This is a genomic window from Paraburkholderia solitsugae (assembly GCF_013177695.1).
In the GTDB taxonomy this organism is placed as follows: Bacteria; Pseudomonadota; Gammaproteobacteria; order Burkholderiales; family Burkholderiaceae; genus Paraburkholderia; species Paraburkholderia solitsugae.
Map to the genome: position 1 here is coordinate 1 of NZ_WOEY01000100.1, position 11,798 is coordinate 11,798.

The 11,798-nt window shown below is 59.7% G+C and carries 8 protein-coding genes and 1 pseudogene; 6 read left to right on the forward strand and 3 right to left on the reverse strand.

The window, feature by feature from the left end; all coding sequences use genetic code 11:
- Positions 1–309 precede the first annotated feature (309 nt).
- A pseudogene (locus GNZ12_RS45345) lies at positions 310–534 on the forward strand (helix-turn-helix domain-containing protein); the annotation flags it as partial.
- A 547-nt stretch (positions 535–1,081) separates the two neighbouring features.
- Positions 1,082–1,315, forward strand: coding sequence for a hypothetical protein (locus tag GNZ12_RS25410; protein WP_235993879.1), 234 nt, complete (start codon positions 1,082–1,084; stop codon positions 1,313–1,315).
- Between the two features lie 566 nt (positions 1,316–1,881).
- On the opposite strand, the gene GNZ12_RS25415 is transcribed toward GNZ12_RS25410, so the two are convergent.
- The 3 genes from GNZ12_RS25415 to GNZ12_RS25425 form a co-directional block, all read right to left on the reverse strand.
- The gene (locus tag GNZ12_RS25415) at positions 1,882–3,390 is read right to left on the reverse strand and encodes a multicopper oxidase family protein (RefSeq protein ID WP_172314861.1); all 1,509 of its coding nucleotides are present in this window, start codon (positions 3,388–3,390) and stop codon (positions 1,882–1,884) included.
- Between the two features lie 359 nt (positions 3,391–3,749).
- Entirely contained in the window at positions 3,750–4,469 is a 720-nt protein-coding gene (locus GNZ12_RS25420; RefSeq protein ID WP_172314863.1) for a ferredoxin reductase domain-containing protein, read from the reverse strand.
- 676 nt (positions 4,470–5,145) lie between these two features.
- On the reverse strand, positions 5,146–7,116 hold the full coding sequence (locus GNZ12_RS25425; protein WP_172314865.1) for a lytic transglycosylase domain-containing protein: 1,971 nt from the start codon (positions 7,114–7,116) through the stop codon (positions 5,146–5,148).
- 1,274 nt (positions 7,117–8,390) lie between these two features.
- Between GNZ12_RS25425 and GNZ12_RS25430 the strand changes: the two genes are divergently transcribed.
- The 4 genes from GNZ12_RS25430 to GNZ12_RS25445 all read left to right on the forward strand — a co-directional run.
- On the forward strand, positions 8,391–8,585 hold the full coding sequence (locus GNZ12_RS25430) for a hypothetical protein (protein ID WP_172314867.1): 195 nt from the start codon (positions 8,391–8,393) through the stop codon (positions 8,583–8,585).
- Between the two features lie 288 nt (positions 8,586–8,873).
- The gene (locus GNZ12_RS25435) at positions 8,874–9,146 is read left to right on the forward strand and encodes a hypothetical protein (RefSeq protein WP_154566695.1); all 273 of its coding nucleotides are present in this window, start codon (positions 8,874–8,876) and stop codon (positions 9,144–9,146) included.
- A 651-nt stretch (positions 9,147–9,797) separates the two neighbouring features.
- Positions 9,798–11,528, forward strand: coding sequence for a methyl-accepting chemotaxis protein (locus tag GNZ12_RS25440; protein WP_172314869.1), 1,731 nt, complete (start codon positions 9,798–9,800; stop codon positions 11,526–11,528).
- A 20-nt stretch (positions 11,529–11,548) separates the two neighbouring features.
- A partial coding sequence (locus GNZ12_RS25445) for a chemotaxis protein CheW (protein WP_235993880.1) occupies positions 11,549–11,798 on the forward strand: 250 nt, incomplete at its 3' end.

Here is an 11,798-nt window from a genome sequence, read left to right on the forward strand (position 1 = left end):
GCAGAGCCTTTGGCGCCGGACAATACCGGAAAGTGCTGTTTCAGTCGCTTGTGCATGGAGGACCGGCCGATGAGTGATGGCCAAACCATTGAGAAAACAGGTTGGTTCCCTTCCACGACCAAGCCTGTGCGGATCGGCTTTTACGAGACCCACTGGTTGATCGGGTCATTGTCCGTATTGCGCTTTTGGGATGGGAAGGCGTGGCATACAGATGGCCAGGTCTGTAGCAGACAGGACTACACATGGCGCGGCCTTGCTCGCCTTGGGGGAGATCATGTCGCCGACTACGTCACCGAGGATAGCGCCCAACGTCGACTGATTCCGCATGAAGTTGTGCGCGCAACTGCGGACGGCGCAACTCCGTCTAGAGCATGGCGCGAGCACCTTGGGCTGAAGCAGATTGAAGTCGCTGCGCGCATGGACATCAGTCAACCAGCCTACTCGCAACAGGAAGCAAAAGGGCGGCTGCAGGAGTCTTCGCGCGAAAAGATTGCTGCCGCGCTCGGTATCACGGCGGATCAACTCGACTTCTGACCAGCCGGGGTTGCGTGAACCTGGCGCCGCCCGGAATCGTATTGATGTTCGTCTCTCTCGGGCGGCTTCCGCACGTCGGTTTGACCTTGGCAATGGATGTATTTCTACTGATTGTGGCCACCGCCTCGTCGACCGTTCGACTCGTCCGGCTACTCATGGATGGCCGCTTTTTCCCGTAAGCGGTCGTTAATTCTTGCTTAGTCAAAGGACCGGTACAGGTCGCAGGCGACGCTACCCGCTGAAGAGCCGGTCGCACCCCGCATACGTGCGATGCGGCTCGGCGATTCCCACGTAACCGCGTAAGGTTGCGCCCCGCAAAATATCCGCCCGCCCAGTTTTTCTAGCCGCGCGCGGCCCGGCCCCATTTTTGGCAAATTTTTCGTTCTTTCGATGGCGACGGATTAACTCCAAAATTGGCTTCTTTTTAACGGATTGGACTCCCCATCGTCGGCGCACACTGACATCGTGCCAATCGCGCAGGGCGCCTGAGATGTCTTTCCGCCACCACCAAAGTTACCAGTTCGAAGTTGGCCTGCTGGACGTATCTATGTCCGATTGGAACGGTCCTTCGCCGTACTCCGACGCGGGCATGATGCGCGGCCTGCACCTCGCGTCGGAGTCCGTGTTGCGCCTCGCGACGCTGACTCACAACGCCGTCGCACGTGGCGACACGGTGGGTGCGGAAGTAGCGCGCGTATCGCTCGAAAAGCAGCTGGCATTGACCACGTGCCTGATCGATGAGCTATTGCTCAAAGGTACCGACCAACCTACGACACATTGATTGGCCGTCAGGCCAGACAGAACTAATCGCAGTGTCGAACTTCTGAAGACTGAAATGAGTGCCTTGACCGTAATTCTCAGCATTTGGACGATGGTAGCTATCTGCGCGATCCTCTTCATCCGCGGCGCCAGCCCGCGCGTTGAGCGGACCACCAAATCGCCGCAACGCCGCCCGGCGCGCTTTTCAATCGCTGAGTAACGGCGATCAGCCTGCCAATACGGCGGCGGCGGCCGCCACGGCCGCTTCTTCGCCCTCACCCGAATTGCTTCCTTCGTTAAGTGATTGTCGTGAAGGGGCGACAATCAGCAAACGCCGTGCCGCGGATACTCCGCGACGGCGAGGCAGACGAACAAGAGGAGCGGTGGCCTAGCTGCCAGCTTGCGGCCATCTACGGTCTTTCGTCGTCAGCTCGCGGACGTCCGTTGTTGAGCTAAAGCTGCCCCTTGTCTCGAAGACAATGGTCGCAGACTCGTAGACCGAAGCAGCCACAACTGCCAAGCACTAGCGCGCCGACAGCGGTGGTGCCACAAGCGCCGCAATCCTGACGTGAGGCTGGCCGCCTCACGTCAGGCGTAGGCCACTTCGGTAATCATACCGGCCAGCATGTGATAGAGATTGTGGCAATGCATTAGCCAGCGACCTGAGTTGTCCGCATCGAACGCCACGGTGACCTTTGCCATTGGGGGGACATGCACTGTGTCCCGCAACGCGCCGGAGAACGCCTTGCCGTTGAGCGCAACGACCTGAAAGTGATGACCATGCAGATGGATGGGGTGGGACATCATCGTCACGTTGTGAAAGGTCATCGCCACTCGCTGTCCGGGCCGAATTTTCACGATGGCGCGATTGTCCCATCCCCTTTCATTGAATCCCCACACATAGGGGTGCATTGAGCCGGTTAGCATCAGCATAAAATGCGCATCGGCGGAGCGTAACGCCAGAGGCTTGGCCGCTGACAGTTGAACCTCCTGATCGAAGTCCAGCGCTGCAGATTTTTCCATTGCTGCAGAGGCGAACTTGCCGACGTTGGCGCCATAAGTGGCGAGAATAATGCCCGTTTGCTGTCGATCACCTTCGCGCACGGCAAGCACCGGCCACACTCCGGCTTCACTGGGAAGTTCAAGAAGAATATCGATGCGTTGGGCCATTGCCAGATTAAAGCGGTTCGCGCTCAAAGGCCAGGTGGCGTCGCCATCCACAGCGGCGACCGTACCCTGCAGTCGTCCCAGGTGAACGTGGAAATTCGTGGATGACGCTCCGTTGATAATGCGTAGGCGAACTCTTGCGCCTCGCTCTACCCGAATGATTTCCGGATCCTCCAGTGTTCGATCGTTGGCGAGATAGGCATCGAAGTCTACGTCGTTGAAATCCATTTTCATCGGCATCGGATTTGGTATGTCGCGGATATCGCCGCCAGCCACTCTGCTCATGCCCGGCATGTCACCCATGCCGGGAGGGTTTTCATGCCGGCTCGATACTGCCATGGCATCCATCCGGTTTGCGTTCCCGCGTCGGAGTTCCGACATGACTTCGGCAGGGTCGCGAAAAAGGAAATCCTCCAGAAAAATCGTCACCTCGTGAATGTCGGCCCGAACGTCGTCGGCAGTGCGCACGATCAACGGAGCGGCGAGCAACTGCTGCTCTTGAAAGCCGTGATGCGAGTGCATCCAGTAAGTGCCGGGACGCGCAGCGAAATCGTAGGCACGGCGCTCGCCCGGCTGAAGTTCCGGCACCCCGAACTGGCTTACGCCGTCTTGGTCGGGCGGCGGCTCCTGCCCATGCCAGTGAACAATGGTTGGCTCGTTCAAGCGGTTCTCCAGTTCGACCGCGAAGCGCTCGCCCGGGTCAAGGAACAGGCCGCGCGTGCCGTTTGGCTGACGCAGTCCGAACACCGTCGCGGCGCGGCCGTTGACTTCGATCGAACGGGTCTCGGCAACTAGACGGCGCTGCGCGTTGCGATTATTTCCGTTGGTGACTGACTTGAAACCGCTGATCGGCGATGGCGCACATGCAGCCAGCGCCGCTGATGCGGCGGCGACGGACGTCAGCAGGAATTTGCGGCGAGATATCAACATTGATTGTTCCTTTCGCTTACGGTTCTGTGCAGCGTAGACATTCCAACGATGGGAGAGTCAAGCAACTGCGATCGAATCGTTGTGAGCAGGAACGGATAGTTCACACGGTCCTCGAACGTGCGCTCCGGTTGAAAACCCTGCATCCGGGCTCGGCCGCCGGGAGTCGGCTTTGACCGGCAGAACGGCCACCCGTCGCGCCTGCGCGAGCGGCGGATCCGGGTTGCCACCGGTCAGGTGCGCATGACGTCAACCCACGGTTCTAGAACTGTCCAAGTGGCTCACGAGTATTCCAAAGCCCCAGATAGGCGTGAGCGGGCGAGACCGACGGGCGATTGTGTATCAACTGCGGAAAGCGCGCCTCAGTTACCGTGCCGTTTCACTGCCGCTGACCGTGCCTTTTGGTCGCCAAGGGCGATTTTATGAACGTTCGCTGCATACACCCATTCGCGGGCTTGGCGCTCAATGAGATCCATGAAAGCAGGGGGGCCGCTGCAGTAAATCTGTGTGTTGGCATGAGTTGGACTCATTGCGTGGGAACTCTTCTGCGCGAATAGATTATCGGACAGGCCGAAATGGTGATAGACCTCACCGTGACTTCGAAGCGCGTCAAATTCTTCTCGAAGAACTGCGCGGTCGGCCGATCGGGCGAAGTTGTGCACCTCGAACCTTTGACCCGCCGATGCAAGCCGCTTCGCGATTCCCGCGATCGATGCTGCGCCTATTCCGCCAGCAAAAAGGATAGATCGCGCACGATCGTCCAAAATTGTGGGCGGGCTTTTGGGGGTGCCGACAAACACTTCGTCTCGTTCATTCAACGGAAACTTGGTTAGCAGACTATCCGTGCTGCCATCACCTTCTTGTCTCATGCCTACCACGTAACCATCGGACAGGGACGAAACACCGAGCAAAGGATAAATTCTTTGCTTGTCGCCAGCGCTATTCAGACAGAGAGTGACGCACGACCCATCGTTAAACGGCGGAAGCGCCGATTTGGACGTTGTTCGAAGTTCAACGGCATGGTACCCGTTAGCAATTTGCCATTTCCGGCCCACGGTGACGGGAATCAGGTTGTCGCGCATGTCTTCTCCAATAGGACCTGCATCACAGGTGGAACTCTAGCCGATAGCGCGTAATGGATGGAGAGGGGAGCCGGGTTGTAGCGAATCCGCAGTGATGATCGGGCGTCGAAACCCGCGTGGTTAAAGGCGTTGAGCGATTAGTGCAAGGATGGTATTTCCAGAACGTACTTTCTGATTGTCGATTACATCACGTTGACGATACTTGGCATAGCATAGTAAATGCACTTGGGAACGGTATGTCCATCAAGGGTGACAAGGCAATGCTGCTGCTTTCACACCGATCCATGCACGATCGCTAATGCACACGATAAGAAACTTCAACTTTATCTTGTGGGCGGGAGAAGGCACTATAGGTTCCCGTCCGCTCAGGGCGGGATGGAGGTCATGATTTCAAAGGATCCTTCGTCAGTTTTGGTTGGCGTGGCTCCGATTCGATGACTGAACTCGTCGTACGCGGATGCCCTCCACAATCTGGCAATACTGCTCGAAAGACATGGCGACTCCTAGGGCTTAGTCCGTCATTTGAACGCAGATCGCCGGCTGACTACCTAAACGGCGCAGAAGATGGTTCCGTGTTGAGAGGTCATCCAGAGATAGAAGGATCGTTATACAGTGTCACGTATGCGGCCGCACTTACTGCACCCGAGCGATCCGCGGATCAGCGTTGCGGACGATATCATCGGGGCTCGATTTGGCCAAGCCGCTCCGTCAGCGATTGCGGGTGGCCATCAAACAGCGCCGCGTAGTAAACCGTGTTCGACAATACATTCTTGACGTAGTCGCGGGTTTCGTTAAACGGAATTGTCTCCGCGAAAATCGCGCCTTCCACCGGTCGCGGCAGGTTGGCCTGCCACTTACGCGGGCGCCCAGGGCCGGCGTTGTAGCCGGCGGTCGCGAGCACGGCAGAACGGTCAAGCTGGTTGTAAATCATCGATAGATAGTACGTGCCAAGCAGGATGTTCGTGTCGATGTCGTTCATCCTGGCCCGCGAGATCGTACCGAGCCCGATCTTCCTCGCGACCATCTCAGCGGTGTTCGGCATCAGCTGCATCAGGCCGCCCGCGCCAACCTCCGAGCGCGCATTGATAATGAAGCGCGACTCCTGGCGAATGAGGCCATACGCCCATCCGACGTCGAACCCGGTGGACCGCGTATCGCGCTCGACAATCGTGCGGAATGGCGCCAGGTAGCGCAGCGAAAAATCATGTTCCGTCTGCGTCCTGTCGGCAGTGCTCACAGCCCGGTCATAAAGCTCGATGCGACGCGCGTACTCGGCGACTGCGAGCAGTTGTCGGTCAGTCATGCCGCGCAGCTGCCAGTTCCACTCACGGTTGCCTTCCGTACGCAGGTGCAGCGCGTAAAAGCGTTCTGCCAGCTCGAAGCCTGGTGTCCGGCCAGCCCGCTCAACTTCTTCGTCGGTCACCTTGGTCTGCGGCGGGATCACGATCTGCCGGCCGAGCGCCTCGGAGGCCAACTGGCCATAGAAGGTGTAGTTACCCGCGATCGTTCGGAATTCCAGGTCGGCTGCCGCCACCTCGCTGCTCTGCTTCAACGCGCGCGCGTACCAGTAGACCCATGCTGGCTGTGCGCGCAGCGCGGCCGGCATCTGCTCGATCGACCAGCGCACCATTGTCCAATCCCCGGCCAGCAGCGCGCTGCGCGTGCGCCACTCGTAGGCCTGACTCGACAGGGGCGCGTTCGCCGACAGCCGGTACCAGTTCACCGCGCCCGGTAGCTGCCTGAGCACCGCCTGATACGCGATCGTGCCCCAACCGATAGCCCGTTCTGCCAGGGTGAGCGACGGTGCGATTACGGTGAAGGTGGCCTCGGCCGCCTCCGGATCGCCGACCGCCAACTGTGTGATGGCGAGCAGCGCGAGTTGATGGGACGCTGCGTCCAGCTGGATGCCTTTCGCGAGCAACAGGCGTGGCTGGTTCGTCGCCTGCTCGAGGAGCAGTTGATCCGGGCGCGCCGCGCCCAGCGCATCGACCAGTCTGCCGCCCGTCGTCCTCGCGCCCTGTTCATAGGCCTGGCGAATCAGCTGCCACCCATCGTCCGGAGTGAACTGCTGGGTACGGTCGAGCGCGGTGATCAGATCGACGCAGCCGTCACCGTACCAGTTCGGCTCGACGAGCAGCGCCCGCGCCGCGTCGGCCACATTTTCGCCTCGCGTGGCGCGGGACTCGAGCGCATAGCACTTCACCTGCGTGTCGTCGTTTAGGACGAACTTTGAATATTGCGAATCGAAATCGTGCCAGTCGTGGCGCGCCCCGAGCACGCGAAGGTAGTCGTTGCGCAGACGGTCGGCAATCGCCTGTCCGTCGTAGCGTTGCAGAAATGACAGCACCGGTGCGTCCGGCGCGTCGAGATTCGCATGCCCCGCGCCGTTGAACAGACGCGGCTTGATCTGGAAATAGCTGAGATAAGCCGGCGCCGGATAATTCGGAATCAAGCTTGCCAGGTGCGCTGCGCGCGCGGGATCGTTGTCGCGTGCAGCGTCATGCAACTTGATGAAAATCTGATCGTCGGCGGATAACGAGGTGAACGGGGTGGGATGTCTGGCTAGCACCGTGCCAGACATGACCAATGTCACGGCGGCAAGGGCAAGGCCGACCGTGCGAGGCACCCGGTGAAGTCGTGTGGACATCGCTGTTTTCTCGTTGTTTCAGTGCAGAACATTGAACCAAAGCTTAGGCCGCTACCCGGCGAAGCGAAGCTTCGAAAAACACAGGACTCAACCCGCAATTCAGCTCTTTGCGAGCCGGATGCCTGGGCCACATCGGCACTTGCGTGTCCGCTGTTTCGTAGCGTGGGCCGGGAGCTGGATTCGGCAATGCGATCCAGAAGGTCTAGAACGCGGCGTTGATCGTTCTGGCCGGGATGCTCGCTTCTGGGTGGTTTTGGAGCGGAGGGTCGTCAAAGAGCAGCGAGGACTAAATGAAACGGGCACCCACCTGGGTGGAGATTCCTCCGCTTATGTCGAGAAAGACTCTTGACTGACCAGCGCGGCTAGAGCTCACGAGTGCTGCGAGTGAGGTGGTTGTTGGACCCAACCACGGTAGCCAGGCAGCGAGCGCGGGGGGCACGGCCGAGACCTTGGCTAGTCGGATGGAAGTCGAGATCGACGAACGTGGCCGAGTTTGTGATCTACATCGTCAAAGGCCGTGACGTTCGAAGCAAATCTTTATACGACCGCTTTGCGCGCTGCGTCAGTATTTAACGGAGCACGGTAGTCTGCGACGATAGACGGCCAATTGCAGCAGTTCGCTCTCGTCGGCGCGTGGTCATTCGACCGGCGATTCAGCTTTGGTAAGAGACATTGAGACGGCCGAGCGTCGAGCGGCAGAGAAGGGTCGGGGGCTGACCATCGAAGTCGCTAGGGCAAAGGAGCGAATCGACGCGGCGAGGTCGGCGGGCGTCAACGCAACGAAGGCGCGGCGTGCGCTGGCGTGCCTGGACCAGGAGCTCGTGGACGCAAAAAAGCGCATGATCGAAGAATTCCATCGCGTGCCCAGCAACCCGTACGCATAACGATCGACGGCGACAAGAGGTAAGGCACGACGGGCCGCTTTCGAGCGGCTTTTTCTTTGCCCAGCACCTGATTGCAAACTCCAATCAAGGCCAGAGCATTCCGCCGATCGGCGCGGTACTGAACGAATCGACGCGATGAAGTGGTTCACGCAGGCGCCGTCCGACCACGGCAAATTGAAGTACCTTATCCGACCGATCATGGCGCGTAAGACCTCACCTCGTTGCGGGCACCACGAGGCGCGCATTCTGTAAAGAACGAATGTCCTGGAATGCTTGTTGCATGGCCTAACCTGTCCAGTGCGCAGACGCTGGGGAGGAAATATGTACGGCCATTCTTGCGAACCGTATCGGGGGCACGGCGTTTGCGTCGAGGTAACGGAGAATCAATCCGTGTCGTTCAACGGTACCGAGCGGCGTTACGCAGTCGCGTGGTACGTGTATAAGCGGGAGCCCTTCATCCAGGCAAACGTGATTGCACGTTTTGCCGAGCCGGTTGAATTTTTGTCCACTGACGAGGCAGTGCGTTACGCAGAGGGGCGCGCGCATACGTTCGTCGATTGCTCACGCGTCATCTCGAGGGAGTGACGTCACCACGCACAAGTGATGTGTGGCTGCTCCAGGTGCATGTTACGGTGTATCCATATGATCTCGCCGCAGACGCGGAAAAGCCGGTTGCATGGGCGGCGGGAAATTTTTTCGCAACAACGTGATCTACCGCGCAGTGTGACGCACAGGTACTCCCTGATTATTGATAGCGCTGACTCACCAGTGGCTGTATGAAGAAGTGGTCGGGACAGTGGCGTTTTGTGCCCCCGGCGTGAAAGTCCGATTTGACGCCGGCGGAATGTCACCTGACGATAAGAGGAGTTCATCATGCTGCGGTGGATAGCCAGCTGGGCTGTACGCAACGCTCTTACTCCGGAGAAGCAGGCCGAAAAAGCGTTGCGGGAATTGCGTCTGGAACTCTTCCAGGCTGAACAACGCATCCTTGACGCGCAGATGCACGCAGATTACTACCGAGCTCGCCTGGCCTTTTGTGAAGCGGTGTTGAAAAGCGGCATCGAGCAGGTAAGCGATCAGCGGAAGGAGCCGCAGACAGGCTGGCAGGCATTGAGAACAGGCCCCAAACTCACAGCGGCCCAATAGCGCAAACCCTGCGCGGGCGGAGCGACGACTCCTTCCAGATTTCGCCGTTCAGACTGAACAGCTCGGTGACGCCATCGACGAGCTGCGGCCGGTATTCCGACAGTCGCCGCCGACGACGGGTCGGCTCCAGCTCTTCAACAGTTGGCCGGATCGCCCCACCGCCCGGTCTTGCGTCCCCCTGGGCGACCGGCTTCGACCGGCGCTCTGCGCCCAGCGTCGATACGCCTGCCCAGTGCATTGCAGTGCGCTCGTGCTGCCACGAACAAGTCAGACCAACAGCATCGGCACGGGTCCGCCGGCCGGCATGACTCGTCTCTCTTCCCGGTCGATTCGCCAGGATATTTACCCCCCCCCCGCGCCAGAAAAAAAAGCCGACACGGAGCGTCGGCTAAAGATTCCGGCCATTCCGAGGGCCAGACCAGAACCTGAGAGGCCCGCATTATTGCATCCAACACCTGGAGCGTGTGTTGGTGACGGGTTTGACCCATTTAACGACGATTAAAACTCATTGCGCATCGACGTGATGGGTAAAACAACTTTCATATGAAGATTGCATCCATTCTGCCGATAATAGAGGTAGAGCAGATGCTCTATTTTCCGGCTTCGGTGCGGGATCTGCTCGCTGATGTCAACAATACCAAGGGGTCAATCATGCAGTCCCTCAAAAACCTGAAGGTGGTCACCCAGCTGGTTCTGGGATTTTCCGTGGTTATTGTCCTGCTGGTTGGATTGGGCGCGTTTTCCCTGTTCGAGTTGAGTGGCGAAAACGCTCACGTCGCTGAGTTGCGCGACAACTGGTTGCCAAGCGTGCGCAGCAGTCTGCAGATGCAGGCGGGCCTGCGCGAGATCCGCCTCAACGAATACCGGGCGGCCGGCTCGGCGACGCCAGCCGAAGCCCAGAAGGCGGAACCCCTGATCGAGGCGGGACTTGCGAACTACCGGCACGCCGATGCCGAATACCAGAAGCTGATGACCGAGCCGGAGGAAAAAACCGCCTATGCCGACATCCAGTCGCTGATGCCGCAGTATCTGGACCTCGATCAGCAGGTCCGGGCGCTGGCGAAAGCGGGCAAACAGGCGGACGCGATGGCGCTCATGACAGGTCAGTCGGCCACTATTCGTGGCGCCATTGAAAAAGACATCAAGACGATCGTCGACGTCAACGTAGCGGGGGCAGCCCGCGAAGGCGCGACGGCCAATCAGGCGTATTCCCGGGCGATCGCACTCGTGACCGGACTGATCATCGCAGCGGCTGTGGTCGCGTTGGGAGTGGCGCTGGTCATTGCACGCGGCCTCGCGAAACAGCTCGGTGGGGAACCCCGGGATGCCGCGGCGCTCGCCAGCGATATCGCGGCTGGCAATCTGCGCGTTGCGGTGCGATTGAAGGCCGCAGACCGTTCCAGCCTGATGTTCTCGCTTGGGGCCATGAAAGACCAGCTGACGAGCATCGTGCAGGGTATCAAGACCTCCAGCGAGTCGATCTCGGTCGCCGCAGGCGAAATTGCGCAAGGCAACAGCGATCTGTCGCAGCGTACGGAGGAGCAGGCCGCATCACTTGAGGAGACCGCTTCGAGCATGGAAGAGCTGACGGGCACGGTCCGTCAGAACGCGGACAACGCGAAGCAGGCGACCACGCTGGCCAGCGTGGCATCGGAAACTGCGCAGCGTGGTGGCGAAGTGGTCGGACGCGTCGTCGAGACGATGCACGGGATATCCGACAGCTCGGCCAAAATGACCGAGATCATCAGCGTGATCGAAGGCATCGCGTTCCAGACCAACATCCTCGCGCTCAATGCCGCTGTCGAGGCAGCCCGGGCCGGCGAACAGGGTCGTGGGTTTGCCGTCGTGGCCAGCGAGGTTCGAATGCTCGCACAACGTAGTGCGACCGCGGCGAGAGAAATCAAGGAACTGATTGGCGAGTCGGTGACTCGCGTGGATACCGGCTCGAAGCTCGTTGAGGAAGCGGGAAGCACGATCAACGAAATCGTCGTGTCGGTGAAGCGCGTAACAAGCATCATGGGCGAAATCTCCTCGGCATCGGAGGAACAGAGCACCGGTATCGAGCAGGTCAATACGGCCGTCAGCCAGATGGACGAGGTGACCCAGCAGAATGCCGCCCTGGTCGAAGAAGCCGCGGCCGCTACGCAATCAATGGCCCAGCAGGTGCAGGCCTTGCGTGAAGCGGTGGCGGTCTTCAGGGTTGACGAGACCGGATCAGGGAGCGCCGCGCTCGCCGTGACGCCAGCACGATCGCCGGCCGTGGCGGTCGCGATGAAGTCCGCGAAATCGGAGCCCGGCCGCCGCGCGCAGCGCCCCGCGAACCAGCCTGCAAAAACGGCGTCCGCCGATATTGCCGCAGCGTCGGAATGGCAGACGTTCTAACGCCCGCCGGACCCATGGCCATGAATGCACCTGAACCTGATGCCGTGCAGGAAAAGCATGAGTACCTCGCGTTCGCGCTCGGCAACGAGCAGGATGCGGTCGACATCCTGCAGGTCCAGGAGATTCGCAGCTATAACACGGTAAAACGGATCGCCAGCGCCCCGGAACATATCAAGGGGGGGATCAATCTGCGCGGCCAGATCGTGCCGGACATCGACCTGCGCATCCGTTTCGGGCTGGACAACGCGTCGTTCAACGAGCAGACCGTGG

Bases quoted from the DNA above. Each gene is read 5' to 3' on its own strand.
- GNZ12_RS25420 (WP_172314863.1), bottom strand. From the start codon at position 4,469: ATGCGCGACAACCTGATTCCCGTCACCGTGGGCCGGAAATGGCAAATT.
- GNZ12_RS25425 (WP_172314865.1), bottom strand. From the start codon at position 7,116: ATGTCCACACGACTTCACCGGGTGCCTCGCACGGTCGGCCTTGCCCTT.
- GNZ12_RS25435 (WP_154566695.1), top strand. From the start codon at position 8,874: ATGCTGCGGTGGATAGCCAGCTGGGCTGTACGCAACGCTCTTACTCCG.
- GNZ12_RS25415 (WP_172314861.1), bottom strand. From the start codon at position 3,390: ATGTTGATATCTCGCCGCAAATTCCTGCTGACGTCCGTCGCCGCCGCA.
- GNZ12_RS25440 (WP_172314869.1), top strand. From the start codon at position 9,798: ATGCAGTCCCTCAAAAACCTGAAGGTGGTCACCCAGCTGGTTCTGGGA.
- GNZ12_RS25410 (WP_235993879.1), top strand. From the start codon at position 1,082: ATGTCCGATTGGAACGGTCCTTCGCCGTACTCCGACGCGGGCATGATG.